Annotated in this window: 26 protein-coding genes and 1 pseudogene; 14 read left to right on the plus strand and 13 right to left on the minus strand. The window is 64.6% G+C overall.

Annotation, left to right across the window (positions count from 1 at the left end; all coding sequences use genetic code 11):
• Positions 1–22 precede the first annotated feature (22 nt).
• The 11 genes from ACO2Q5_RS22620 (at position 23) to ACO2Q5_RS22670 (ending at position 11,309) form a co-directional block, all read left to right on the plus strand.
• Positions 23–1,039 (plus strand): IS1380 family transposase, encoded by a 1,017-nt coding sequence (locus ACO2Q5_RS22620; RefSeq protein ID WP_299912662.1) that lies wholly within the window; start codon positions 23–25, stop codon positions 1,037–1,039.
• 266 nt (positions 1,040–1,305) lie between these two features.
• A complete protein-coding gene (locus ACO2Q5_RS22625; protein ID WP_423295303.1) occupies positions 1,306–1,794 on the plus strand; it encodes a hypothetical protein in 489 nt (162 codons plus the stop codon).
• Positions 1,791–3,983, plus strand: a complete 2,193-nt coding sequence (locus ACO2Q5_RS22630) for a NosR/NirI family protein (protein ID WP_174212933.1) — start codon at positions 1,791–1,793, stop codon at positions 3,981–3,983. The genes ACO2Q5_RS22625 and ACO2Q5_RS22630 overlap by 4 nt, the downstream gene beginning before the upstream one ends.
• Positions 3,984–4,009: 26 nt before the next feature.
• Positions 4,010–5,971, plus strand: a complete 1,962-nt coding sequence (gene nosZ, locus ACO2Q5_RS22635; protein ID WP_299912668.1) for a TAT-dependent nitrous-oxide reductase — start codon at positions 4,010–4,012, stop codon at positions 5,969–5,971.
• A gap of 5 nt (positions 5,972–5,976) precedes the next feature.
• Positions 5,977–7,305: a nitrous oxide reductase family maturation protein NosD gene (locus ACO2Q5_RS22640; RefSeq protein ID WP_174212931.1), complete on the plus strand. Its 1,329-nt coding sequence runs from the start codon at positions 5,977–5,979 to the stop codon at positions 7,303–7,305.
• Positions 7,271–8,167 carry an ABC transporter ATP-binding protein gene (locus ACO2Q5_RS22645; protein WP_174212930.1) on the plus strand — a complete coding sequence of 299 codons (897 nt, stop codon included), beginning with the start codon at positions 7,271–7,273 and terminating at the stop codon, positions 8,165–8,167. The genes ACO2Q5_RS22640 and ACO2Q5_RS22645 overlap by 35 nt, the downstream gene beginning before the upstream one ends.
• The gene (locus ACO2Q5_RS22650) at positions 8,164–8,985 is read left to right on the plus strand and encodes an ABC transporter permease (RefSeq protein ID WP_174212929.1); all 822 of its coding nucleotides are present in this window, start codon (positions 8,164–8,166) and stop codon (positions 8,983–8,985) included. Before ACO2Q5_RS22645 ends, ACO2Q5_RS22650 begins: the two co-directional genes overlap by 4 nt.
• A 2-nt stretch (positions 8,986–8,987) precedes the next feature.
• The gene (locus tag ACO2Q5_RS22655) at positions 8,988–9,545 is read left to right on the plus strand and encodes a nitrous oxide reductase accessory protein NosL (RefSeq protein WP_423295332.1); all 558 of its coding nucleotides are present in this window, start codon (positions 8,988–8,990) and stop codon (positions 9,543–9,545) included.
• 4 nt (positions 9,546–9,549) lie between these two features.
• On the plus strand, positions 9,550–10,455 hold the full coding sequence (locus ACO2Q5_RS22660) for an FAD:protein FMN transferase (protein ID WP_174212928.1): 906 nt from the start codon (positions 9,550–9,552) through the stop codon (positions 10,453–10,455).
• 12 nt (positions 10,456–10,467) lie between these two features.
• Positions 10,468–10,881, plus strand: coding sequence for a c-type cytochrome (locus tag ACO2Q5_RS22665; RefSeq protein ID WP_174212927.1), 414 nt, complete (start codon positions 10,468–10,470; stop codon positions 10,879–10,881).
• A gap of 131 nt (positions 10,882–11,012) precedes the next feature.
• Complete coding sequence (locus tag ACO2Q5_RS22670) at positions 11,013–11,309, plus strand: hypothetical protein (RefSeq protein ID WP_165016634.1); 297 nt, start codon at positions 11,013–11,015, stop codon at positions 11,307–11,309.
• Here ACO2Q5_RS22670 and ACO2Q5_RS22675 read toward each other — a convergent pair.
• The 10 genes and pseudogenes from ACO2Q5_RS22675 to ACO2Q5_RS22720 all read right to left on the minus strand — a co-directional run bounded on the left by ACO2Q5_RS22675 (position 11,306) and on the right by ACO2Q5_RS22720 (position 16,482).
• Entirely contained in the window at positions 11,306–11,635 is a 330-nt protein-coding gene (locus ACO2Q5_RS22675) for a UvrD-helicase domain-containing protein (RefSeq protein ID WP_423295308.1), read from the minus strand. The genes ACO2Q5_RS22670 and ACO2Q5_RS22675 overlap by 4 nt on opposite strands.
• A gap of 45 nt (positions 11,636–11,680) precedes the next feature.
• The gene (locus tag ACO2Q5_RS22680) at positions 11,681–12,370 is read right to left on the minus strand and encodes an RES family NAD+ phosphorylase (RefSeq protein ID WP_423295310.1); all 690 of its coding nucleotides are present in this window, start codon (positions 12,368–12,370) and stop codon (positions 11,681–11,683) included.
• Entirely contained in the window at positions 12,367–12,780 is a 414-nt protein-coding gene (locus ACO2Q5_RS22685) for an MbcA/ParS/Xre antitoxin family protein (RefSeq protein WP_174212926.1), read from the minus strand. The genes ACO2Q5_RS22680 and ACO2Q5_RS22685 overlap by 4 nt, the downstream gene beginning before the upstream one ends.
• A gap of 58 nt (positions 12,781–12,838) precedes the next feature.
• The gene (locus ACO2Q5_RS22690) at positions 12,839–13,516 is read right to left on the minus strand and encodes a hypothetical protein (RefSeq protein WP_423295312.1); all 678 of its coding nucleotides are present in this window, start codon (positions 13,514–13,516) and stop codon (positions 12,839–12,841) included.
• Positions 13,513–14,085, minus strand: coding sequence for a DNA methyltransferase (locus ACO2Q5_RS22695; RefSeq protein WP_423295314.1), 573 nt, complete (start codon positions 14,083–14,085; stop codon positions 13,513–13,515). Before ACO2Q5_RS22695 ends, ACO2Q5_RS22690 begins: the two co-directional genes overlap by 4 nt.
• Before the next feature lie 49 nt (positions 14,086–14,134).
• Positions 14,135–14,596 (minus strand): annotated as a pseudogene (locus ACO2Q5_RS22700) (DNA cytosine methyltransferase); the annotation flags it as partial.
• A 5-nt stretch (positions 14,597–14,601) separates the two neighbouring features.
• Positions 14,602–15,609 carry a helix-turn-helix domain-containing protein gene (locus ACO2Q5_RS22705; protein WP_423295316.1) on the minus strand — a complete coding sequence of 336 codons (1,008 nt, stop codon included), beginning with the start codon at positions 15,607–15,609 and terminating at the stop codon, positions 14,602–14,604.
• On the minus strand, positions 15,606–16,001 hold the full coding sequence (locus tag ACO2Q5_RS22710; RefSeq protein ID WP_423295318.1) for a VRR-NUC domain-containing protein: 396 nt from the start codon (positions 15,999–16,001) through the stop codon (positions 15,606–15,608). Before ACO2Q5_RS22710 ends, ACO2Q5_RS22705 begins: the two co-directional genes overlap by 4 nt.
• On the minus strand, positions 15,998–16,237 hold the full coding sequence (locus ACO2Q5_RS22715; RefSeq protein ID WP_423295320.1) for a hypothetical protein: 240 nt from the start codon (positions 16,235–16,237) through the stop codon (positions 15,998–16,000). The genes ACO2Q5_RS22710 and ACO2Q5_RS22715 overlap by 4 nt, the downstream gene beginning before the upstream one ends.
• A complete protein-coding gene (locus ACO2Q5_RS22720; RefSeq protein ID WP_423295322.1) occupies positions 16,234–16,482 on the minus strand; it encodes a helix-turn-helix transcriptional regulator in 249 nt (82 codons plus the stop codon). Before ACO2Q5_RS22720 ends, ACO2Q5_RS22715 begins: the two co-directional genes overlap by 4 nt.
• Before the next feature lie 623 nt (positions 16,483–17,105).
• Between ACO2Q5_RS22720 and ACO2Q5_RS22725 the strand changes: the two genes are divergently transcribed.
• Positions 17,106–17,708, plus strand: a complete 603-nt coding sequence (locus ACO2Q5_RS22725) for a hypothetical protein (protein ID WP_149140677.1) — start codon at positions 17,106–17,108, stop codon at positions 17,706–17,708.
• Between the two features lie 3 nt (positions 17,709–17,711).
• On the opposite strand, the gene ACO2Q5_RS22730 is transcribed toward ACO2Q5_RS22725, so the two are convergent.
• Positions 17,712–18,983, minus strand: a complete 1,272-nt coding sequence (locus ACO2Q5_RS22730) for a tyrosine-type recombinase/integrase (RefSeq protein ID WP_423295324.1) — start codon at positions 18,981–18,983, stop codon at positions 17,712–17,714.
• A 132-nt stretch (positions 18,984–19,115) separates the two neighbouring features.
• Between ACO2Q5_RS22730 and ACO2Q5_RS22735 the strand changes: the two genes are divergently transcribed.
• Together ACO2Q5_RS22735 and ACO2Q5_RS22740 are read left to right on the plus strand one after the other, a co-directional pair.
• Positions 19,116–20,339 carry a DGQHR domain-containing protein gene (locus ACO2Q5_RS22735; protein WP_423295325.1) on the plus strand — a complete coding sequence of 408 codons (1,224 nt, stop codon included), beginning with the start codon at positions 19,116–19,118 and terminating at the stop codon, positions 20,337–20,339.
• Positions 20,339–21,100 carry a hypothetical protein gene (locus ACO2Q5_RS22740; protein ID WP_423295326.1) on the plus strand — a complete coding sequence of 254 codons (762 nt, stop codon included), beginning with the start codon at positions 20,339–20,341 and terminating at the stop codon, positions 21,098–21,100. Before ACO2Q5_RS22735 ends, ACO2Q5_RS22740 begins: the two co-directional genes overlap by 1 nt.
• Positions 21,101–21,742: 642 nt before the next feature.
• Here ACO2Q5_RS22740 and ACO2Q5_RS22745 read toward each other — a convergent pair.
• Positions 21,743–22,840, minus strand: a complete 1,098-nt coding sequence (locus ACO2Q5_RS22745) for a Fic family protein (protein WP_423295328.1) — start codon at positions 22,838–22,840, stop codon at positions 21,743–21,745.
• 358 nt (positions 22,841–23,198) lie between these two features.
• Positions 23,199–23,668 (minus strand): hypothetical protein (locus ACO2Q5_RS22750; protein WP_423295330.1); only part of this gene is annotated, 470 nt, incomplete at its 5' end.

Below are 23,668 nucleotides of genomic sequence, written 5' to 3' on the forward strand. Positions count from 1 at the left end.
AAAGTTTGGCTCGAGGACGCACGTGCAGCGTCGGTTGGGACGGTTCGAGACCGAGACGCTGGCTCTGGCCGCGAACCGGGCGGCGCTGGCCGATCTGAACGGCCAATGGATCGACCGGTTTCATGACCGCAACGGGTTGCAATACATCGTGCTGGACATGGACAGCTCGGTCAGCCCCACCCACGGCGATCAGGAAGGTGCTGCCTGGAACGGGCATTTCGACTGCACCTGCTATCACCCCATCTTCTTGTTCAACCAGTTTGGCATGCTGGAGCGCTGCGCCCTGCGTAACGGCAATGTCCACAGCGCCGATGGCTGGCGGGATGTCCTTGATCCCGTCATTGCCCGATATGCTGGCCGCGACCTTGGTGGACGCTTCTTCCGGGCCGACGCTGCCTACGCGATCCCCGCGATCTATATGCGGCTGGAAGAAGCCAGGTTCTTCTACGCCATCCGTCTGCCCGCCAACGCCGTCTTGCGCGAGAAGATCGCGCATCGGCTGACACGGCCCGTGGGACGGCCTTCGCTGACCAAGGTCAAACGGTTCTTCGAGGACTTCGAGTATCAGGCGGCGTCCTGGGACAAGCCGCGCCGCGTCATCGCCAAGATCGAATGGCATCCGGGCGAGCTGTTCCCCAAAGTCGGCTTCATCGTCACCAACCTGCCGATGGAGCCAGACTGGGTGGTGAGGTTCTACAACCAGCGCGGCACCGCAGAGCAGCACATCAAGGAAGGCAAATATGCCTTTCGCTGGACGCGGCTGTCATGCCGGAAGTTCCGGCACAACGAGGTGCGGCTGCAACTGCACGCGCTGGCCTACAACCTGGCAACCTTCCTGCGCTGCATCGAACTGCCCGAGGCCATGGCGGACTGGTCGTTGACCAGCCTGCAACTCAAGCTGATCAAGATCGGCGCCCGCGTCGTCCGCCACGCCCGCGCCATTACCTTCCAGTTGGCCGAGGTCGCCGTCACCGGCCCGATGGTGCGGGCCGTCCTTGCCGCCATCCGCCGTCTTCGAACGCCTCCGTCATGCGCATGACCACGATCCATGCCCAAGCTGAACGAAAGCGGCAGGACAGGTCCGTCTGCCGCGCGGAAAAGCGGCTCTGCCGGGCCAGAATGCTGCGGGTTCGAGGCTTGATCCACCCGACTTCGGCCGTTTGCGCGACGACAGACACCGCTCGGGGCGAGAAACGCTTGCCCAGCGAGCAAAATCAGGCGATCTTGAAGTCAAGCGGCAGGCCACTTGGGGAATGTCGGTCTATATCAGTTTCATATTTTCCCCCTACCGCTAACAATCGATCCATGACCCGTGCCCTGACCCGATTCCTTTGCCTTTTGGCCCTGTTGGCGGTCGCGCTTTACGGCGCGGCGGCCGGCGCCATGGTGGCCAGGGGACCGGCGATGGAGATGGTCATCTGCTCCGAGGGCGGGATCGCCACCGTTCTGCTGGACGCCAAGGGCGATCCGGTCGATTCCTCGGACTGCTTCCACTGCCCGGACTGCCTTGTCCTGGCTTTCGGACTGCCGGCCGGCCCCGCAGCGGAAAAGGCCCCGCCGCGCCCGGCCCGGATGCTGGCCCCGGCCGCCCCGGCCGTCTTGCCCGCGCCCCGGATCCACCTTCGCCCCTTGTCCCGCGGCCCCCCGGCTGCGCAGGTCCAAGCGCTTGATCCCGGTCAATTCTGCGGCTCCTTGCCGCAGGCCCGGGCTTTCGCCGAACCTCTTGAGTTTGGTCAAGCCATCGGTCCCTGTGCGATGGCAGGCAGCGGGCAACGCCAACGGGTTGCCCTATGAATACGCTCGTCCGACTGATCCTCCTTGTCCTCGCCCTGCTGTGTCCGCTGCCCGCGCTGGCGCAAAGCGTGCTGCCCGAATGGCTGGGCAAGGTGCCCGCGGCCGAACTGGTGGAAGGCGCCGACGGCTACGGCCCGATCCGCGAGGACCTGCCGGTCGCCCCGGTGCTGAAGGGCGGCGAGACCATCGGCTGGGCCTTCGTCACCTCGGATTTCGTCGGCACCACCGGCTATTCCGGCAAGCCGATCCATACCCTCGTCGCGGTGGACCCGCAGGCGCGGATCATCGGCATGGATCTGGTCAAGCATTCCGAGCCGATCGTGCTGATCGGCATCCCCGAGGCCAAGATCAAGGCGCTGGTCGACAGCTACATCGGTCTCGACCTGGTGGCCGAGGCGAATTCGGGCGGCACCGCGCATGACGTGGACATCATCTCGGGCGCCACCGTCACGGTGATGGTGATCGACGATTCCATCGTGCGGTCCGGCCTGAAGGCGGCGCGGGCGCTTGGCCTTGGCGGGTTGCAGCCCGAGTCGGCGGCGCAGGGGCCGGCCTTCGAGATCAACCCCGATGCCCCGGTTCCCGCCAGCTGGATGGAGATGGAGGGCGACGGCACCCTGCGCCGGCTGTCGCTGGACGTGGGCCAGGTCAACGCCGCCTTCGCCGCGCTGGACGACAAGCGCGCCGCCGAGCGCGCGCTGACCGAGGCGCCGGAAACCACCTTCATCGAGATGCAGGCGGCGCTGGTCTCGGTTCCCGCCATCGGCGAGGCCATGCTGGGCGAGGCCGAACAGGCCAACCTGCAGAACTGGCTGCAACCGGGCGAACATGCGCTGGTCGTCGTCGGCCGCGGGCTCTACAGCTTCAAGGGCTCGGGCTATGTCCGCGGCGGCATCTTCGACCGGATCGTGCTGATCCAGGACGACGTGTCGGTCCGCTTCCGCGACCGCCAGCACCGCCGGCTGGGCAGCATCGCGGCCGAGGGACACCCGGAATTCACCGAGGCCGACCTGTTCAAGATCCCGGCCGACGTGGGCTTCGACCCGACCAAGCCGTTCCGCATCCAGCTTCTGGTGCAGCGCGAGGTCGGGCCGATCGAGAAGCTGTTCACCACCTTCGACCTGGGCTACCAGCTGCCGCCGCAATACCTGCGCGCCGTGGCGGCCACCGCCCCCGCCGAGGTGCCCGAAGTGGCCGCCGCCGTCGCCGACCGCGACGAGGACACCGCGCAGGCCGAGCTGTGGAAGCGGATCTGGACCGATTCCAAGCTGAAGATCGCCGTCCTAGGCGCCATGCTGGCGGTGCTGACCGGAGTGTTCTTCTTCCAGAGCTTCGCGGTCAGGCACGAACGCCGGTTCTACTGGTTCCGCATGGCCTATCTGGCGGTCACGCTGGTGGTGCTGGGCTGGATGTTCAACGCCCAGCTTTCGGTGGTGAACCTGATGGCGTTGTTCGGCAGCCTGATGACCGGGTTCAGCTGGCAGGCGTTCCTTCTCGACCCGCTGACCTTCATCCTGTGGTTCTCGGTCGCCGCTGCGCTCTTGTTCTGGGGCCGCGGGGCCTATTGCGGCTGGCTCTGCCCCTTCGGCGCCTTGCAGGAGATCACCAACCACATCGCCCGAAAGCTGCGGGTGCCGCAATGGACGTTGCCCTGGGGCCTGCACGAAAGGCTCTGGCCGGTCAAATACATGATCTTCCTCGGCCTCTTCGGCGCGTCGCTGGTCAGCATCGAGCAGGCCGAGCATCTGGCGGAAGTGGAGCCGTTCAAGACCGCGATCATCCTGAAGTTCATGCGCGCCTGGCCCTTCGTGGCCTATGCCGCCGCGCTGCTGATCGCCGGGCTGTTCGTGGAACGGTTCTACTGCCGCTATCTCTGCCCGCTGGGCGCGGCGCTGGCGATCCCGGCGCGGCTGCGGATGTTCGACTGGCTGAAGCGCTACCACGAATGCGGCAACCCCTGCCAGACCTGCGCCCATGAATGCCCGGTCCAGTCGATCCACCCGACCGGAGAGATCAACCCGAACGAGTGCATCAACTGCCTGCATTGCCAGGTGCTGTATCAGTCCGAAACCAAATGCCCCGTCGTCATCAGAAAGCTGAAGCGGCGGGAGAAACTGGCGGAAAGCACTCCGCCGACTCTGGGGCGGCCGCCTGCCGGGCATCCCAACGCCGCCCGCACCGCAGTCTGACAAAATTCAACCGAAGGAGTTCGATCATGGAATCGAAGGATACGAAAGGTCTCAGCCGCCGCGGCCTGCTTGGCGCCGGCGCCGGCGGTGCCGCCCTGGGCGCGCTTGGCGGGCGCCTCGCGCTCGGCCCTGCGGCCCTGGGCCTGGGCGCCGCGGCCGGCCTGACCGCCGGCAGCTCGACCGCCGCGCTGGCGGCCGGCGCGGACGGCGGCATCGCGCCCGGCCAGCTGGACGACTACTACGGCTTCTGGTCCTCGGGCCAGACCGGCGAGATGCGCATCCTCGGCATCCCCTCGATGCGCGAACTGATGCGCGTTCCGGTGTTCAACCGCTGCTCGGCCACCGGCTGGGGTTCGACCAACGAATCGCTGCGCATCCACCAGCGCACGATGACCGAGAAGACCAAGAAGCAGCTGGCTGCCAACGGCAAGAAGATCCACGACAACGGCGACCTGCACCACGTCCACATGTCGTTCACCGACGGCAAGTACGACGGCAAGTACCTGTTCATGAACGACAAGGCCAATACCCGAGTCGCCCGGGTGCGCTGCGACGTCATGAAGACCGACGCGATCCTGGAAATCCCGAACGCCAAGGCGATCCACGGTTTGCGGCCGCAAAAGTTTCCTGGCACCAAGTATATCTTCTGCAACGGCGAGGACGAGGCTCCGCTGGTCAACGACGGGACGACGATGCAGGACGTCTCGACCTATGTGAACGTCTTCACCGCCGTGGATGCTGAAGCGATGCTGCCCGCCTGGCAGGTCATGGTCTCGGGTAACCTGGACAACTGCGACGCGGATTACGAAGGCAAATGGGCGTTCTCGACCTCGTACAACTCGGAAATGGGGATGACGCTGGCCGAAATGACTGCAGCCGAGATGGACCATGTCGTAATCTTCAACATCGCCGCAATCGAAGCAGCAGTTGCAGCGGGCGAGGGGCAGGAGCTGAACGGCGTCCGCATTCTGGACGGAAGAAAGGAAGCGAAAAGCCAGTTCACCCGCTATGTCCCGATCGCCAACAACCCGCACGGCTGCAACATGGCGCCGGACAAGAAGCACCTCTGCATTGCCGGCAAGCTCTCGCCCACTGTCACCGTGCTGGATGTGACGAAGTTCGACACCCTGTTCGACAGTGATGTCGATCCGCGCAGCGTCGTCGTGGCGGAGCCCGAGCTTGGCCTTGGCCCGCTGCACACCGCCTTTGACGGGCGGGGCTTTGCCTACACCTCGCTCTTTCTCGATAGCCAGGTGGTCAAGTGGAGCATCGAGGACGCGATCAAGGCCTATGCCGGTGAGGCGGTGGACCCGATCAAAGACAAGGTCGATGTGCAGTACCAGCCCGGCCACCTGAAGACGGTGATGGGCGAGACGCTGGAGGCTGAAAGCAACTGGCTGGTCTGCCTGTGCAAGTTCAGCAAGGATCGCTTCCTGAACGTGGGTCCGCTGAAGCCAGAGAACGACCAGCTGATCGACATCTCGGGCGACAAGATGGTCGTGGTGCACGACGGCCCGAACTTCGCCGAGCCGCATGACGCCATTGCCGTGGCGGCGTCGAAGCTGAACCCGCTGTCGGTCTGGAACCGCCAGGACCCGATGTGGGCCGAAACCCGCAAGCAGGCCGAAGCGGACGGGGTGAATCTGGACGACTGGCAGGACATGGTGATCCGCGACAAGGACGACCCGAAGAAGGTCCGCGTCTACATGTCCAGCCAGGCGCCGAACTTTGCCTTGGAAAGCTTCACGGTGAAGGAAGGCGACGAGGTCACCGTGATCGTTACCAACCTGGACGACATCGACGACCTGACGCACGGCTTCACCATGGGCAACCACGGTGTCGCGATGGAGATCGGGCCGCAGGCGACGTCGTCGGTGACTTTCACCGCCGCCAATGCTGGGGTCTACTGGTACTACTGCCAGTGGTTCTGCCATGCCCTGCACATGGAGATGCGCGGCCGGATGTTCGTGGAACCCAGGGACGCCTGAGACCGATGCTGCGCGCCCTGATCCTTGCGCTGGCCTGCCTGGCCCCGCCCGCCTGGGCGCGGGACCTGCAGGTCGTGCCCGGGCCGGGCGCGCTGGCCGAAGCCGTCGCCGGGGCCTCCCCCGGCGATGTGCTGATCCTCTCCGACGGGGCCTATCCGGGCCCCGTCACCATCGACCGCAGCCTGACTGTGCGCGGCCCGCGCGGCGCCGTGGTGGACGGCGGCGGGCAGGGCACCGTGATCACCGTCACCGCGCCAGACGTGGTGCTGGAAGGCTTCACCGTCACCGGATCGGGCAAGGTGAACGCCGACCTCGACGCCGGGGTGAAGATCCTGAAGGGCGCCGACCGGGTGCTGGTGACAGGGCTTTACCTGACCGACAACATGCATGGCGTCGACATCCACGGCGGCCGCGACGTGCGCGTCGCCGGCAATGTGATCGAGGGCCGGCAGGACCCGCGGATGAACGAACGCGGCAACGGCGTCTATGTCTGGAACAGCCCCGGCGCGCTGGTCGAGGGCAACGACATCCGCTGGGGCCGCGACGGCATCTTCTCGAACACCTCGAAGGACAGCACCTACCGCGGCAACCTGTTCCGCGACCTGCGCTTTGCCGTCCATTTCATGTATACCCACCGCACCGAGGTGATCGACAACATTTCGATCGGCAACCACCTCGGCTTCGCCATCATGAACTCGGACCGGGCGGTGGTGCGCGGCAACCTCAGCTTGGGCGACCGCGAGCACGGGGTGATGCTCAACTACACCAACAATTCCGATGTCACCGGCAACCTGGTCCGGGGCGGCACCAAGAAGTGCCTGTTCGTCTACAACGCCCACAAGAACCTTGTCGTCGGCAACCGCTTCCAGGACTGCGGCATCGGCATCCATTTCACCGCCGGGTCGGAACGCAACGTGCTGACCGGCAATGCCTTCCTCGGCAACCAGGAGCAGGTGAAATACGTCGGCACCCGTTTCCTGGAGTGGAGCTTCGAGGGCCGCGGCAACTACTGGTCGGACCATCCGGCCTTCGACCTGAACGGCGACGGCATCGCCGACGGGGTGTTCCGCCCCAACGACCTGATGGACCATATCCTGTGGTCCCAGCCCGCGGCCAAGCTGCTGACCGGCGCGCCCTCGGTGCAGTTGATCCGCTGGTCGCAATCGAATTTCCCGGCCACGCTGCCCGGCGGCGTGGTCGACAGCCACCCGCTGATGGCACCCATCGCCATCCCCGTTCCAGAAGACATCGCCGCGATGGAGGCCCTGGTGGCCGGCCGTTGGGCGCAAGGCAATTTCGATGACATCGACGCTGAAAATCTCGGCACTCACTAAGCGCTTCGCCGAGGTGGCGGCGCTGACCGAGGTGTCGCTGACCGTCGCGGCCGGCGAGCGCGTGGCGCTTCTGGGTCACAACGGCGCAGGCAAGTCGACGATGATGAAGATCATCCTCGGCCTGATCCCCGCCACCGCCGGGCAGGTGGAGGTCTGCGGCGCCGCGCCGGGCAGCGCCGGGGCGCGGCGGCAGGTGGCCTACCTGCCCGAGAACGCCGCCTTCCACCCCGCCCTGACCGGGCTGGAGCAGATGCGGCACTACCTGTCGCTGCGCGGCGAAAGCCCGTCGAAGGCGATGGAGCTGCTGGAGCAGGTCGGCCTCGGTCCTGCCGCCCGCCGCCGCATCGGCACCTATTCCAAGGGGATGCGCCAGCGCGTCGGCCTGGCCCAGACCCTGATCGGCACGCCGCGACTGCTGGTTCTGGACGAGCCGACCTCGGGCCTCGATCCCGTCTCGCGGCGCGACTTCTACGCGCTCTTGGACGGGCTGGCGGCGCGGGGGGCCTCGATCCTGCTCAGCAGCCATGCGCTGACCGAGGTGGAGGCGCGGACCGACCGCATCCTGATCCTGTCGAAGGGCCGGATGGTGGCCGAGGGCAGTCTGGCCGACCTGCGCCGCCGCGCCGACCTGCCGGTGATGCTGCACGTCACCCCGCGTCCGGGCGCGGGCGAGGCCGTCGCCGCCGCGCTGCCGGGGGCGGAACCCCGGGCCGACGGGCTGGTTCTGTCCTGCGGGCAGGGCGAGAAGCTGGCGATGCTGGCGCGCATTGCCGCGCTTGGCGATCTGGTCGCCGACCTGGACGTGGCCCCGCCCAGTCTGGAGGACCTCTACAGCCATTTCAGCAAGAGGGACGGGCAATGAGCCGCATCCTCGCCACCGCCGGAACCGAATTCCGCATCGCGCTGCGCAACCGCTGGGTCGCCATCGCCATGGTGCTGATGGCGCTGTTCTCGCTGGTGCTGGCCGCCGCCGGATCGGCCCCCACCGGGGGCCTCGGCGTGGACAGGCTGTCGGTCATCGTCGCCTCGCTGACCTCGCTGGCGGTCTATCTGGTGCCGTTGCTGGCGCTGCTGATGAGCTTCGACGCCATCGCCGGGGAACTGGAGCGCGGCACGCTGCCGCTGCTGCTGACCTATCCCGTCAGCCGGGCCGAGGTGCTGGCGGGCAAGCTGATCGCCCATCTGGCGGTGCTGGCGCTGGCCTGCGCCGTGGGCTACGGGCTGGCCGCCGCCGCTGCCCTCTGGGCCGATCCCGCGGCCAGCGCCGGCTTGCCCGCAATGCTGCGGCTCCTGGCAACCTCGGTCCTGCTGGGGGCCACCTTCATCGGCATCGGTTACGCCCTTTCCGCCCTGTCCCGCCGCCCCTCCGGCGCCGCCGGGCTGGCGGTCGGGCTGTGGCTGGGGCTGGTGGTGCTTTACGACCTCGGCCTCCTTGCCGCCATCGTCGCCGACAACGGCGGCTGGTTCACCGTCCACGGCTTCCCCGCCGCCCTGCTGGCCAACCCGGCCGATGCCTTCCGGCTCTACAACCTGTCCGCCTCCGAGGCGACGGCGGCGGCGGCGGGCGTGGGCGGCGCGGCGGCCACGGTGCCGGTCTGGCAATCCCTGACCTCGATCCTGCTCTGGCCGGTGCTGGCGCTGGCGCTGGCCATCGCCGCCTTCCGAAAGGTGATCCCATGACCCTGAAACGCGCGCTGATCTTCGTGCTGGCGCTGGCGGCCTGCCGCGAGGAAGTGACCCAGAACACCGATCCGGTGGAACTTACCCCCGAGGCGGTGGGTTACTTCTGCCAGATGAACATGCTGGAACATCCCGGCCCGAAGGGGCAGGCGCATCTTGAAGGATTGCCCGGCACGCCGCTGTTCTTCAGCCAGATCCGCGACGTGGTGGCCTATGTGCGGATGCCCGAGCAGAGCCACCGCATCCTCGCCCTCTGGGTCAGCGACATGGGCGCCCCCGGCGCGACTTGGGACGACCCCGGCGCCGCCAACTGGATCGACGCCACGACTGCCTTCTATGTCGTCGGCGCCGCCATCGAGGGCGGCATGGGCGAACAGGAATTCGTCCCCTTCGCCGACCGCGACGAGGCCCGCGCCTTCGCCGAGGCCAACGGCGGCAGCGTGATGCGGCTTGCCGAGATTCCCGACGCGCTGGTGATCCCGCCCGAACAGCCGGATACCGGCGAAGACCCGGATTACGAACGCCGCCTGCGCGACCTGTCCGACCAGAGCGGAGGATGACCCGATGCTGAGCCGCCGCCGCTTCCTTGCCATCTCCGCCGCCTGCTGCCTGCCCGTGCCGGCGCTGGCGCAAGAACTGCATGTCGCCACCGGGCAGGCGCTCGGCGCCCGCGTCACCCTGCGGCTGTCGCATCCCGACGCCGCCGCCATCGCCGCCCGCGCCTTGGCCGAGATTTCCCGGCTGGAGCAGGTGTTCAGCCTCTACCGCACTGATTCGGCGCTGATGCGGCTGAATGCCTCCGGCACGCTGGAGGTCCCGCCCTTCGAGTTGCTGGAATGCCTGACGCTGGCCGGGGCGGTCCATGCCGCCAGCGGCGGGCTGTTCGACCCGACGGTGCAGCCGCTGTGGGCGCTCTACGCCGAAACTGCGGTGCAGGGCCGCCTGCCGACCGAGGACGAACGCAAGGCTGCGCTGGCGCGGACCGGCTGGCAGAACCTGCGGATCGGCCCCGACCGGATCGCGCTGGCGCCCGGCATGGCGCTGACGCTGAACGGCATCGCGCAGGGCTACATCGCCGACCGGGTGGCCGCGCTGCTGGAGGCCGAAGGGCTGGCCGACATCCTGATCGACACCGGCGAGTTCCGCGCCCTCGGCGGCGATCCGCGCGGCGGCGACTGGCCGGTGCATCTGGCCGAAGGAGGGCAGGTCGGCCTGCGCGGCCGGGCGCTGGCGACCTCTTCCCCGCTCGGCACCACCTTCGATGCCGCGGGCCGGGTCGGCCATATCCTCGACCCGCGCACCGGCACCCCCGCCGTCCCGGTCTGGCGGGCGGTCAGCATCTCGGCCCCCTCCGCCGCGCTGGCGGACGCGCTGTCCACCGCCGCCTGCCTGATGGAAGTCAAGGCGGGCATCGAAACCCTATGCGAGAAATTCGCCGAAACCAGACCCGAATCCATAACGCCAGCCTGAAAGGACCAAACCATGATCCTCCGAGTCAGCACCACGACCCTTGCCTTCCTCGCCCTCGCCCTGCCGGCCCTTGCCCAGGGCGACGCCGAGAAAGGCGCCAAGGAATTCAACAAGTGCAAGTCCTGCCATGCCATCGTCGATCCCGAGGGCAACGCGGTCGTCAAGGGCGGCAAGACCGGCCCCAACCTCTGGGGTGTCGTCGGCCGTCAGGTGGCCTCGGACCCCGACTTCAAATACGGCGACTCCATCCTGTCGGTCGGCGCGGCCGGCAAGATCTGGGACGAGGCTTCGCTGGTCGAATACACCAAGGACCCCGCCGCCTGGCTGAAGGCCGAGACCGGCGATGACGCCGCCAAGTCGAAAATGACCTTCAAGCTGAACAAGGGCAACGAGGACGTGGCCGCCTACCTGGCTACCATGAAGTGACCCCGGTCCCCGCGCGCCCTTGGGGTGCGCGGGCCGCTTTCCGGCCTCCTGCCGGGACTGTTCCCTTGCGGCTTGAAAATGTTCCCTATTCGTTCTATATCAGGGGGCCGATCAGCAAAGGGAGTTCCGCCATGGAAGACCCCGATTTCCCCCTGTCCCCCACCCCGCGGCAGATGGCCTATGCCCGCTCGCTCGCGCTGCGGAACCAGACGCTCCTGCCCTGGGAGGTGCAGCGCGACCGCCGCAGCCTCTCGGCCTGGATCGACGCGCAGGCGCGGCTGCGGCCGCTGTCGCCCACCGATCGGCTGCCCAGTTCCAAGCAGGTGGCCTTCGCCGAGCGGCTGGCCCGGATCAAGCGCCGCGCGGTGCCGGAGGAATGCTTCCGCGACAAGGGGCTGATGTCGAAATGGATCGACGGCAACCGTTAGGGGGCGGCCCTGCCGCGGCCTTCCGTCGCCCGGACCGCGGCGGATTTGATGTGAAATGTCCCGAGGCACATCTCATTCAGATTGAAACTGATTTCCAGTTCAGAGAGCCGGTTCGATATCCGGGTGGTCAGCTCTCGGGCCGCCTTGTCAGTGAATGTGACGACGAGCAGGCTTTCCGGGGCGATCTTCTTCTCAATGATCAGATGAACAATTCGTTCCACCAAGGTGAATGTCTTGCCCGAACCTGGGCCCGCGATGATTAGTACGGGTCCATCCACAGCCTCAATAGCGTCAAGCTGGTTTGGATTTACGGATGTGCTGGACAAGCTCTTTCGAGTCATGGGTGCGCAACAGAACTGCTAAAGGGTGTGCTATGCAACTTGAATGATTTCCTTGGTTTCGATGTTCCTGACATAGTCGACAGCCGTCCCGTTCCAGTGATAGGCGAAATGCGCGCCTTGGGTGGGGATAGGGATCACGTCGGGCCAAAAGACGGCGATGCATTGACCATCGGGATAGCGGATGCTGGGCCAAGTGATGCCGTTTGACCCGGCTGCGCGCCGCTCGGCCCCGAAGACCTGCGAGGCGCGGTAATCGTCGGGATCCAGTAGATCGGCACGGCCGGTGGCGTCGTCCAGATCGGCATCGATGGACCCGATCAGTTCGCGGAACTGCGACGTCCAGCCGGGGGCCTCGTTCGTGGAACGCATGAAGCGGGCGTGGTGGTGGATGGTTTCGGCGATGGCCACTTCGGTGCGGTCGCCCGCATAATAGAGGCCGAAACTGCCGTCTGAGAACCGCCCCGGCCGCAGGGGCGAGCAATGGACGAAAGGCGCCATGACCCAGCTCGCGCCGGGCCCGGTCACGCGGCGCGCGACCGGCACCTTCGACAGATCACCGATGCTGTCGCGGATGCGCGGGTTGAACTTGGCCTCGGCCGAGGCCAACGCCTCCCAATCGGCGGGGTCGGCGATGTCCTCGAACAGGTCGATGGGCGGATGGATGGAGCGGATGATGCGGACAGTGCGTGGCCATGTCACGCGGCGGACAGGCACATTCACCAGGCACCCCGTTCGGCATCCAGATAGGCCCGCAGGTCGATTAGGTCGGTGATCTCGCCCCGCAACATGATGTCCAGCGCGCTGCGGCCACCAAAGGCCGTGCTGGGCTTGCGGATCCACGCATAACCGCGGGCAGGTTCGGTGAAGAGATACCGCAGCGACTTGTGGATGCCCATCAGGATCGCCATCCGCGCGCGCAGGTCCCGGTCGATGCGCCCGATGTCGCCAACCTTCCAGCGCGCCCATGTGCGCTGGGTCATGTCGCCCAAGAGCACGCGCGCCTCAGCGTCCGTCAGGCCCCAGGCGCGGAACAGGTTGACGGTGGTGCGTGCCAGCGCCGCCGCTTCCTCGTCGGTGATGACAGGAAGGTCGGGTCGGGCGATGATCGGCTGGACCGTGGCGAACTGCATGGTCGTTCTCCTTTGGCATCAATATAGTCATTATGTGCCAAAAGGCAATGGCGATCCGTTACCCGGACGGACGCACCCTCGCCCAAGGGGCGGGACGGGGCATCGCCCCTGTCACCTCGACCTCTCGCAGCATCCCGCCCGCGATAAGCCCGTCCCGAACCCAGCCCAGCGCCTGGCACCAGTCGTCATAGCCACGGCGGGCGGCCTCGATTTGCTGCGGGTGGGGCGAGAAGGTGACCGGGCAGGCCAGGATGTCGATGGTTTTCCATGTGGCGCGGGCGCCAGCGCCGCGCACGCGGATGCGTTCGGTACCCACGACGATGGTGCCCGCATGTGTGCCATGCTGGTTCTGCTTGACGATGGTCGGCACGCAGCGCGGCACCGCACCTGGCATCCAGTCCGGGGTCAGCCCGGCGCGGGCCAGTTCGGCCACACGGATCGCCATGCGCTTGCCGCCGAGGCTGTCTGGGATCCCGGCGACGGTGGCGGCGATCACTTCGGCGTCCTCATGGGTGTAGCCGCCGATCTTGTGCTGACCACCGTCGATTTTGCAGCCCAGCACGGCGCGTTGCAGCAGGACGTATTCCAGCCCGAAGCCGAAGCCTTCTTCGGTGACGTCCGGGGGCAGCGGCAGCTCCAGTTGTGCCTGTTCCACCCGGAACGCCCATTCCAGCGCGGCTTGCACGTCCAGCGCGCGCTTGATCCTGGTGCCGCTGACGCGGCCGTGGAAACTCATGGCTGCAATCCCTCAAGGAAATCCATTTGCGCAGGGCGCGGTGCCGCATCGGTCGGCCGCCAGATCCACGGGCCCGAGGCCATGGGCAGCTGCGAGAGAGCGCCACGCATGTGCTGCTGCCAGAGGGTGAACTCCGTTGCCGAGCAGGCGCAGAGCGCGTGCCCGATGGGCCAGCCCATCAGCCAACCGACGAAGAGCGGGTTCAGCCGCCGCCGCGACCGGCCCTTCAGGATCCGCCGCGAGACGGCGCGCCCATGCGAGGCAATCATCGAAGCCCAGAGCGGGCGCGAGATCGGGGCGTGCGGCGAGGACCGCTCCCCATCGGGCGAGGTCGGCGGGGCCGGGCGGGTGAAGCCTTGTTCCGCCCGGTAGTGCAGCAGGTCCATCCGAGACTTGCCGTCGGTGCGGGTGATGCTGGCCTCGCTCGACCCCTTCCAGTTCTGCGCGGCCGGGGTCGGCCAGTGGTCCGGCAAGGCCTTCGCGATGCCCAGCGCCAGGGCCTCCGCCTTCCGGGTGAAATCGCTGTTCCCGGCCGGATTGTAGCTGCCGGTGCCGGGATGCAGGCTCATCGGTGTGGGCCAGGATGAAGATGCGCAGCCGTTCATGCGGCGCGCCGACCTCTGCCGCCGAGAACAGGCCCGCCGCAGGCGTGTAGCCCAAGCCCCAAAGCTCTCGCAGGACGGTCTCGAGGCCGAGGGTGACGTGCCCGGCGACGTTTTCGAGGAAGACCCATTCCGGGCGGCATTCGTGGATGACGCGGGCGACGTCGGGCCAGAGATGACGGGGATCATCGGCCCCGCCGCGCTTTCCGGCCGCGCTGAAGGGCTGGCAGGGATATCCGGCAAGAACGACATCGAATGCGCCACGGAAAGAGCGGGCGTCGAAACTGCGCAGGTCGGTCCAGATCGGTGCCGGGGCGAAATACCCCGTGCGCTGGGCTGCGATGAGGACGGTGCGCGGCCAGTCCTCCCACTCGACGAAGGCGCGGGTGTGATAGCCGGGCTCGGCGAGCATGAGGCCCAGATCAAGGCCTCCGCCGCCTGCGCAGAGGGACAATCCGTGCCGGGGACGTGACACCATGTCATTCACCGGATCCCCCGCAGTCGCAGGCGATCTTCCGTCACCAGCCCCCGGGCCAGCATGGCGTCGCGCATCGTATTGCTGATCGCGCTGACCGGCAGGTAGCGGTCGGAATTGACCAGATCGGCGTAGAAGGCGGGCAGGTCGGTGATCGGTTTGGCAGCCGGGGCAGGGGTCGCCTTGGGCTTGCGCCGTTTCCGGCCCGCATTTTCGACCTTGCGCTGGGCGGCGCGCTGCATGGCGCGGTCCAGCGCCTTCGGCCCATCGGGCGGTTCGGGGTGTTCCCGGCGGGAAGCCTCGGCCGCGGCGATGATCTCCGCCTCGGTCAGCCCAAGCTCGTCACGCCAGCGCTGGACGTGCAGCCGGGGCGGCCAGCCTTGCCACCAGCCGGGCAGGGTGGCGGGATCGAGGCCCAGCGCATCGAGCAGGTCCCCGAAAACCTCATCGGAAATCGCCGCGCGCGCCTGCGCGCCCTCCTCCTCCTTTACTGGTTTACTTAGAGGTTCCCTTACAGGGTTAGTGTCCGGATTTCGGACACGGCTTTCGCCATTTTCCGGACACGGGTCGGCCGGAAAATCGGACACGGCTTCCGCATCGATTCCGTGTCCGAAATCCGGACACGGCAGGGCGTCGGTCGCGGCATCGACATGCGAACTGCCTGCATCCACGGTACTTTCTGGGCCTTCATCCTCGCCGTGTCCGATTTCCGGACACGGAACCACAGCCACGGGTGTGAAGCCCGGCTCGAACCCCAGGATGTAGCGGGTCGGCAGTTGGCGCTTGGCCACGGGATCGAGCCGCGGCACCCGCCGCAGCAGGCCCACGGCCTCCAGCTGGCCGAGGTGATCGTTCAGCGTGGACCGGCTGATCTCGCAGTCATGCGCCAGCCGGTCCTGCGAGGGGAAGCAGCCGTAGTCCGGGTTGAACCGGTCGCAGAGGTGCCAGAGCACGATCTTGGTCGTGGGCTTCAACCCGCGCTGCTTGATGGCCCAGTTGGTGGCCTCGTGGCTCATGGCGCGGGCCTCCGCGGGGCGGGGGCGATGCGCGTGGTGAAGCCGTGATCGGCCAGCACGTCCAGCGCGTCGTCGAGACTGCGCACCAGCGCCCAGCCGAACCCCTGCGCCTTGACGGCATCGCGGAACGCCTCCTGTTCCGGCCGTAGCCGCCCCTTCGGTGCCTTCAGCTCGAGGAACAAGACGCGGCCGTCGCAGATGACCATCAGATCGGCGAACCCGGCATGGACGCCCATGCCGACGAGGATCGCCTGGCGCTTGGCCCCGCGGGGCCCGGCCTCGGTGACCTCGTTGGCGCAGTGATGGATGATGGCCGAGCGGGGCAGGGCAATGCGCAGCGCCTGCACGACGGCACGCTGCAGATCAGCCTCGGGGGTGCCACGGCGCATCATCGCGCGGCCCTCCCCTGATCCTCGCGCTGGGCACGCGCTACCCCCCGCCGCGCATCGACGACCACCAGCAGGCGCTGGGCATCAGCTCGCTCGCCCGGGGTCTCGCCATGCTGGGCAAGCACGTTGCAGGCGAGCCGGATCAGGAGATCGCTGTGATGCGCGACATCGGCGATGACGGCGCGGGCCTCGGCCACGCGGTCGGCGGGCCAGGCGGATGTGCGAGGGGGGACGGTCATGTCCGCCCCCGCGTCTTGCGCACCGGGTGGGCCTGTTCCTGTGCGCGGATCCACTCCTGGATGGCGGCGCGGCGATAGAAGGTCTTTCGACCTATGCGTGTGCAGGGCGGCCCCTGGCGACGGGCCTCCCATCGCGACAAAGTGTCTATGGTCAAATCCAGTGCGCGGGCCAGCTGCTCGCGGCTGATCCAGTCGGCCAGGAGGTCAGGGACCTCCTCCACCGGGTCGTTTTGCATGTCCTTCATGGGCTGCTCCGTTCGCCTCGCGCCCCTCTGCCGGGGGCGGTTTCAGCGAAGCAGAGCGCGAGGAGCGGAAGACAGGCGGAAGGTGGAACTGGCCGCTACCTCCCAATTCCACCCCTTGTTTTATTGGACTTTCAGCGGATAGCGCGCGACGCGACAGGCGTTGCCGCAGCCCTCGCAGCGCATCCCAAGCGCCGGTTCCTGGCGACGATCCGCACTTCGTCGCCATCGCTTCGGCAGCTTGGGGCTGATTGGGCGGCGCTGAGGCGGTTTCGCCGGTTTCGCAGCGACCGGAATTGCCGGAATGGACCGTTCCGGTCGGGTTCCGGGGGTTCTGTACGATATCCACAAGTTCTTTTTTTGTTCCGTCGCGCCAGCGGTAGGATTCTGGTTGATCGCTCGCCTTCCGGATGCGTAGATTCGTGGTTGAGCAGAACATAAGAATCGACAAGGCAACCGAAGCCAGGTCCCGCCCCTCTTGGGGTGGAGTGCCCAATTACAGGCAGTTTTCCTCGACGACGTGGGCTGCAGCCAGTCCACCCGCGTGCTTCGCACGGCGGGTTTTTGTAACCCGCACTCCGATGGTCCTGGCCGAAGGATGCCGTATTTCTGAGAGGAGTTCGTTCATGCCTTTGCCGCCCGTCGCCTTCTATTCCATCTACGAAATTGCCGTGCGCTGGGGCTGTCCCCCGGCCGACGTCGCGGGCTGGGCCGCGGCGGGACACCTTCAGGTTTTGGCAGGCATTCCGCCAGTGAGTTGCGGCGATGAGACCGTCGCCGGTCTGGTCGAGGTTCCGATTGCCGAACTGATGCCGATGTTCAGACGGATCGGCCCGAGCGACGAACAGGCGAGGCTGCGGCGCGTGATGCCGCCCGGATCCAAGACCTGGCTCAAAGTGACGGACCCTCCCGACGGCGTGCTGATCCGGTCGTCCGACCTTCTCTTGTCGGCGGGATCCCTGCAGCAGTTCGAGGAGGAACGCGATCTGCTGCGGCGCCCGGCCTCCACCGTCGGTGCCAGCCCGCGGTACGATTGGGATTCCATGTACGCGTGGCTGACCGTATTCCTGTTCGAAAGAGGCGTGCCCGACACCCAGACCGCGCTGATTGCACTGGTTCAAGACTGGTTCGTCCAGAATTCGAAGTCGGGTGAGGTGCCGGATGAAAGCACCATCCGCAAGCGGCTGACCTCGCTCTGGCGCAAGTTGCGCGGCGAGGAAACCGTGTGAAGATCAGGCTGATTTCGGCAGGTCGGTCCCGTCCTGCGCCGCGTCATGCACGAGGCGCGGCCGCGGGCGCAGGAGGCTGGCCACCGTGTCGACGCCCGCGCGCAGGGGGGAATCCATCAGGTGCGCATAGCGCTGGGTGGTCTGCATCTGGCTGTGGCCCAAGAGCTTGCCGATCATTTCCAGCGATGCGCCGCCACTGACCAGAAGCGAGGCGAAGGTGTGGCGCAGGTCATGGATGCGGACATCTGCCAGCCCGGCGTCCTTCTGAACCTTGGCCCAGAAGCGGCGGATTTCCCGCACGGGCTGGCCGACGGTGTCGCCGGGGAACAGCCACGGATTGCCGCTTGGTACTGCCTGCTGGCGCAGTCGCACGATGGCGGCCACGTCCTGCGAGATCGGGACGCGGTGGATCTTGCGCTGCTTGGTGGTCGAGGCGGGCTTCGACCAGATGGCATAGTCGAGGTTGAACTGCTCGAACCGTGCGGTACGCGCTTCGCCCACCCGGGCGCCCGTCAACATGCACATGCGGATGATGGCTGCGGCGCGCTGATCCTCGGCAGCATCCAGCACGGCCGCCAGCCGGGTCAGCTCTTCGGGCGACAGGAACCGTTCCCGGGCATGTTCGATGCGCCGATGGAACCCCTGCGCCGGGTTGTCCGTCCGCCATTCCCATTCCACCGCCAGCGTGAACATCTTGCGCAGCACCTCGCCCATGCGGTTGGCCCGGATCGGGGTGGGCTTGTGACCTTGCAGCTTGCGGGCCCGGTTGTTGGGCTTTGCCTTGCAGGGGCGGGGCCGGCCCTCGGCCACGAAATCGAGGAACTTCGCGACGTCGGACTTGGTGATCTCCGTCACCAGCCGGTTGCCCCAGGCCGGTTCGACCATCTTCTTCAGCATCGACACCTGGTCGCCCGCATTGGTCTTGGCGAGTTTCGGCAGGTGTTCGGCGATGTAGCGGTCGATCATGTCTGTGATGCGCGGTGCCCCGCGCCACTCGTCCCGCGCGGCCAGAGGATCCTGCCCCTCGTCGATGGCGCGTCGCAGTTCCTTGGCGCGTTCGCGCGCGGCCGTGACACTCCATTCAGGCCAGCGCCCGATGGTCATCCGCCGCTGCCGCCCGGCGTGCCGGTAGTCGATGGTGAAGGTCCGCGCGCCCGAGGCTTGCACACGGGCGGCGAAGCCAATCACCTCCGTGTCGAAAATCTGATAGCTGACGCCGGGCTTGGGCTCCGCCTCGCGTAGGGTTTTTTCATTCAGTTTCAGTCGTTTGACCATCCATCACGCCTCCAAGTCCTGTGACACAGGCGTAGACCCGCGCCACTATCAAGTCGGACCACGGAGCCGGGACCGGAATACAGGCAGAAGGTGGAATTGGGGCGGGGAGGGGGGGTCCGGGTGGGGAGACCAATGCGTTCAACAAAGTCGCCTACCGTCGGACGCCATGCAGGATTGTGGATCCAAGCAGACCCACCTTTCCACATCGAAGCCGTCCGGGGAGGCACTCACATCATCAGAGCCGGTAAGCCCTTGTTGAGTCGATCAAAGTCGCATAACTTCAACGCGAAGTCCAAGAACGAAATGGAAATGGGAATGGCGACAAAAAGTATCGAACTTCCGTTTCTTCAAGTCGATCAGCATGGAAAGAAGTTTTTCCTAGTCAATATGCCTGCGAGTGCGTTGGTTGCAGTTTCCTATGCCGCAGTGAGAGGAAAAGACAAGGAAGAGGGCGCAGTTCAGCGCGTACTGAATTCGAAGCGTATTTCGGGGGTGAAGGAATTTGCTCAGTCCGGTGGCGTTTTTCCTAACTCAATTGTAATGAATTGGATTGACAAAAATGCGATCAAGGTCGACCCGAAAAATCGAACGCTAAAGATTGAGTTGAAGGAGCGGTCCGCGCAGTTGATCGACGGGCAGCATAGGGTCGCGGGTATTCGCGAGGCGATTAGAGAAAACAGGGCGCTAGAGGAATTTGAGTTGCCAGTAGCGATCTACACTGGATTGTCTACCAAGGAATGTGCAGACATCTTCTTGTCGATTAACACCGAGCAAAAGCCGGTCCACAGATCGCTGGTGTTTGATCTTTATGCTGTTGCGGACGAAAGTATCGTTGATCCGGCTGCAGCGCGTGCGCGTGACATTGCTCTTGAGCTCAACGAAATTGGTGCGCCTTATGAGGGAATGATCAAGTTCCCTGGTGAACAGCCAAGAAAAGGTGGGGTGGCTCTCTCGACCGTTGTTACATCAATTAAGCCATTAATTGAAGAGAATGGTGTATTCGATCAGGTTGGACTCGCCACATTCGAAAATCAGACCGCTGTTGTTTCGAACTTCTTTAATGCGCTTAAGGATAAGTACGGCAAGTTGTGGTTTGATCGGCAGAACGCATTTATGTTTGCGAGTGGGTTCGCTGGTGGAATTGAATTCTTGGCAATGCGAATTGTTCCCTTCTGCGTGACCAGTAAGTCATTTTCCATCCGAACGATATCCTCCGCTATTGAAATGGATGAGCGCTCCCTCTTGCTGCAGAAAGAGATATCGGGAAAGGCCGGTGGCGAAGCTCAGAAGGCTGTATTCTCGCGGCTCGACGAGTGCTTTGTGAGCGGTGAAAAGGCAGATGAGTACGAGTTCTGATGCTTCACTCAGATGTTCTTGCTCAGCAGATTGCAAATTTAACCCGAGCAGGCACTAAATCCTTTCATCCAATAGGTAGCGTAGACGCCCAGCGACTCGCGGAAGCGTTGAATGACGATGCCATCGGTCTTACGCAGGCAGCGGCGGCTTCACTGTTCGAGGGTGTTCAAGGTGTGGTCGATAATCGGTTCACTTGGGCCACGGTCAAGCTTTACTATTCGTGTTTCTACGCCGCGCGCGCGCGGCTTATGTTGCGTGGGTCATCGATCTTTTACATCGGAAGTTCACCGTACCTTTTAGAAGCCAAGGCTGGGTGTGCTGTTCAAAAGCAGTCAGGTAATTCGCACACTGTGGTTATTGCGGAGTTTGCGCGCTCGCTTCCTAGTGACGTGACGATCTCTCAAGATATCGCCACGCAAGCCCCTCTTAAGTGGCTCGAAGATAGGCGAAACATCGCATCATACAGAGTTGCTCCGTTCAGAGACCCTGAAATTCCGATAGATTTTCGCCGATTTCATAGTGCGCCTCGACGACACCTTGCGGCTTATCTTGGGAGGGATCGATTGCTTTACGCATTTGATCCTGACCATGCGATGTTGGCGCTTCCACTTCTTATGCTCGGGTGTTTGAATGATGATATTGATTCGCTTGGATTGAAGGGCTGCAATATTGATCCGCACTACATTGGAATCCTCTCATCGAAAAGATGCTTTGTGCCCGAATTAGAGGCCAACTTATCAGCACTCACTTTCTCGAAGTAGGTATTTGATACCATTGCTAGATGGTTTGACTCCTTCGTGGGCCTGGAAAGAAGCATTCTGGGGCAAGTTGGATACGGGAGTGCCACGTCTCTGCACGTAGTCAGAGATGCAATCCTGCGATCGCTAACTTCTCTCGCACAGTTCGGGCGAGCATGAACCTGCAAGTCCGCTCTCTTCGCAACGCTCACGTGCATGCATGACGATGCCAACGAGCGCTTCCGATCTGTCGTGTCCCATGTTCTGAGGCGCTGTGCTCACTCGCCACAATAGAGCCGATCATGATGTTGATCGATGTGTCGGTGTTCTTGTCAACGCTTGGTCAACCCGCGAGCGCCGTTTCGAAGGCCCCGAAATCCGATGGACTACGATTAGTACCGCCGAGTACCGGGAATAGACTAAGTTATTTCAAAGGCTTGCCATGCAAGGTGCTGAAATCAATGGGGGATTTAAATGCAACAGGTTCGGCTCATAACCTGAAGGCCGCAGGTTCAAATCCTGCCCCCGCAACCAAAAAATCACCTCTTATCAAATACTTCAAGGTCGAGCATAACGCTCGGCTTTCGTCGTTCCAAATTCTTGTCAACACCTGGTCAACGTTTTACCAGCCCCCACCGACGGTGCGGATAATCGTCGCCATGGCCGTCACAGCACCAGCTCATAATGCGTGCTGCGGCCGCCACCCTCACCTTTGCGCAGCAGCCCGAGCTCGAGCAGTATAGCGATGTCCCGGTTTGCCGTATCCTGTGAGCACTTGGCGATCACCGCCCACTTCGACGAGGTCATTTTGCCCTCGAACCCGTCGAGCAGCCGGTTCAGCACCGTGATCTGGCGTTCGTTCAGCGCCAGCGCTGCAGCGCGCTCCCAGAATTGGCCCTTGGCGACGACCGACGCCAGGACGCCGTCGGCTCCATGGATCGCACGACCGAAACAGTCGAGGAACCATAGGATCCACGACGTCACGTCCGTGCCACCCTTCTGGGTGCGCTCAAGCTGGTCGTAGTAGGCGTTCCGCTCGACCCTGATTTGCGCGGACATGCTGTAGAACCGCTGCGAGCTCCCCTCCGACCGGGCAAGTGCCAGGTCGGCGATGGCGCGGGCAATGCGGCCATTGCCGTCCTCGAAAGGGTGGATCGTGACGAACCACAGATGTGCCAGTGCCGCCTTGATTACCGGATCCGTGGCCAAGGGCGCGTTGAACCATGTGAGGAAGGCTTCCATCTCCGCGGCGACCCACGGTGCGGGCGGGGCCGAGTAGTGAACCTTCTCCCGGCCGTAGGGCCCAGAAACCACCTGCATCGGGACTGTGCTGTCATCGCGCCAGTCCCCGACGATGACCTTCGTCATGCCGCTGCGCCCGGTGGGGAACAACGCCGCATGCCACCCGAAAAGGCGCTCGGCTGTAAGCGCGGCCTGATAGTTCCGCGTCGCGTCCAGCATCACCTCGACGATGCCTTCCATATTGCGATCTGCGGGGGGCAGGGCGCCGATGTCGATGCCCAGCCGTCTGGCGAGAGATGAGCGCACCTGTGTGGCGTCCAGCTGCTCGCCCTCAATCTCGCTTGTCTTGACGACGTCCTGCGTCAACGTCTGCAGGACCGCCTCTTCGCGCAGCTTGAAGCCCAGCGCTTCCATACGGCCGATCAGTCGCCCTTGGTCGTGACGGACTGCAGCCAGGGGCGCGGCAATGCTGCCATCCTGCCAGCTCAGCCTTGGCCAGTCTTCTTGTTCCCAAACGTACATTACAATCTCCGCATCCGGTGCGGTGATTGTGCTCCGCATTCTCCGCGTGTGCAAGACTAAGCGCCGTAAGATATGCGGAGAATATGAGCGCTAATCTCCGCATGAGCTTGATAGGTCTCGAACCTGACGCCACGAAGTGCATCTCAAAATGCTTTGATGACAGAATACAGGATCAAACTGTCATCAATTGGCGTTGCCGTTAGCCGACTGTCATCAAAGCTCACACAAAACAGTGTGTGATTTCGGCGCATGAAGGTCCCTGAAGCCATCGAATGCCAAACCACCGCCTCAGCACTCGCACGTTGCAGTTCAAGCTGGTCGCAGCACAAGCTGAAAGGACGCGACGACGAGGCCCCTTTCATTGATTCGACTGCAACAACGCCCCTTCCTTGGTTTCCTCCTTGACCCCTTTGGGAGGTCTTTCCGCACAATGGAGCTGGACGGGGATCACATCAGGATCACGCAACGCGGTCAAATCGCGAGCCTGCCATTGCAGCCGCTGACGAATGCGCCCGCCCTCCGGAAAGGAATGCTTCGGACAGCGCTGACGATAAACTCGCAGGAGCGTGCCGATGTCACGCTGAAGGCGGCGAGCCATGTCGCTGCCGCGGTCGCGGACGAGGTCAAGGATGCCTGGACACGCTTCAATCTCGCAGCCCTTGAGAAGAAAGCGGTGCGGCTGGACCGAATCCTTGTCGGGGTGAGGTGCGCCTAGATTTGTAGACGCTTTGCGCCCTAGCTTTGAGGCAAGGAGGCCGAGATGGGGACGAGCAACTACAGCGACGCGTTCAAGGGGGATGCGGTGCAGCAGATCCCGGTTCGGGGATA

Origin of the sequence: Neotabrizicola sp. VNH66 (assembly GCF_049445895.1) — a bacterium.
In the GTDB taxonomy this organism is placed as follows: Bacteria; Pseudomonadota; Alphaproteobacteria; order Rhodobacterales; family Rhodobacteraceae; genus Pseudogemmobacter.

Coding starts and splice junctions, on each gene's coding strand:
- ACO2Q5_RS22625 (WP_423295303.1), top strand. CDS start 1,306: ATGACCCGTGCCCTGACCCGATTCCTTTGCCTTTTGGCCCTGTTGGCG.
- ACO2Q5_RS22630 (WP_174212933.1), top strand. CDS start 1,791: ATGAATACGCTCGTCCGACTGATCCTCCTTGTCCTCGCCCTGCTGTGT.
- nosZ (WP_299912668.1), top strand. CDS start 4,010: ATGGAATCGAAGGATACGAAAGGTCTCAGCCGCCGCGGCCTGCTTGGC.
- ACO2Q5_RS22640 (WP_174212931.1), top strand. CDS start 5,977: ATGCTGCGCGCCCTGATCCTTGCGCTGGCCTGCCTGGCCCCGCCCGCC.
- ACO2Q5_RS22645 (WP_174212930.1), top strand. CDS start 7,271: ATGACATCGACGCTGAAAATCTCGGCACTCACTAAGCGCTTCGCCGAG.
- ACO2Q5_RS22650 (WP_174212929.1), top strand. CDS start 8,164: ATGAGCCGCATCCTCGCCACCGCCGGAACCGAATTCCGCATCGCGCTG.
- ACO2Q5_RS22660 (WP_174212928.1), top strand. CDS start 9,550: ATGCTGAGCCGCCGCCGCTTCCTTGCCATCTCCGCCGCCTGCTGCCTG.
- ACO2Q5_RS22665 (WP_174212927.1), top strand. CDS start 10,468: ATGATCCTCCGAGTCAGCACCACGACCCTTGCCTTCCTCGCCCTCGCC.
- ACO2Q5_RS22670 (WP_165016634.1), top strand. CDS start 11,013: ATGGAAGACCCCGATTTCCCCCTGTCCCCCACCCCGCGGCAGATGGCC.
- ACO2Q5_RS22685 (WP_174212926.1), bottom strand. CDS start 12,780: ATGCAGTTCGCCACGGTCCAGCCGATCATCGCCCGACCCGACCTTCCT.
- ACO2Q5_RS22690 (WP_423295312.1), bottom strand. CDS start 13,516: ATGAGTTTCCACGGCCGCGTCAGCGGCACCAGGATCAAGCGCGCGCTG.
- ACO2Q5_RS22695 (WP_423295314.1), bottom strand. CDS start 14,085: ATGAGCCTGCATCCCGGCACCGGCAGCTACAATCCGGCCGGGAACAGC.
- ACO2Q5_RS22705 (WP_423295316.1), bottom strand. CDS start 15,609: ATGAGCCACGAGGCCACCAACTGGGCCATCAAGCAGCGCGGGTTGAAG.
- ACO2Q5_RS22710 (WP_423295318.1), bottom strand. CDS start 16,001: ATGATGCGCCGTGGCACCCCCGAGGCTGATCTGCAGCGTGCCGTCGTG.
- ACO2Q5_RS22715 (WP_423295320.1), bottom strand. CDS start 16,237: ATGACCGTCCCCCCTCGCACATCCGCCTGGCCCGCCGACCGCGTGGCC.
- ACO2Q5_RS22720 (WP_423295322.1), bottom strand. CDS start 16,482: ATGAAGGACATGCAAAACGACCCGGTGGAGGAGGTCCCTGACCTCCTG.
- ACO2Q5_RS22725 (WP_149140677.1), top strand. CDS start 17,106: ATGCCTTTGCCGCCCGTCGCCTTCTATTCCATCTACGAAATTGCCGTG.
- ACO2Q5_RS22730 (WP_423295324.1), bottom strand. CDS start 18,983: ATGGTCAAACGACTGAAACTGAATGAAAAAACCCTACGCGAGGCGGAG.
- ACO2Q5_RS22735 (WP_423295325.1), top strand. CDS start 19,116: ATGCGTTCAACAAAGTCGCCTACCGTCGGACGCCATGCAGGATTGTGG.
- ACO2Q5_RS22740 (WP_423295326.1), top strand. CDS start 20,339: ATGCTTCACTCAGATGTTCTTGCTCAGCAGATTGCAAATTTAACCCGA.
- ACO2Q5_RS22745 (WP_423295328.1), bottom strand. CDS start 22,840: ATGTACGTTTGGGAACAAGAAGACTGGCCAAGGCTGAGCTGGCAGGAT.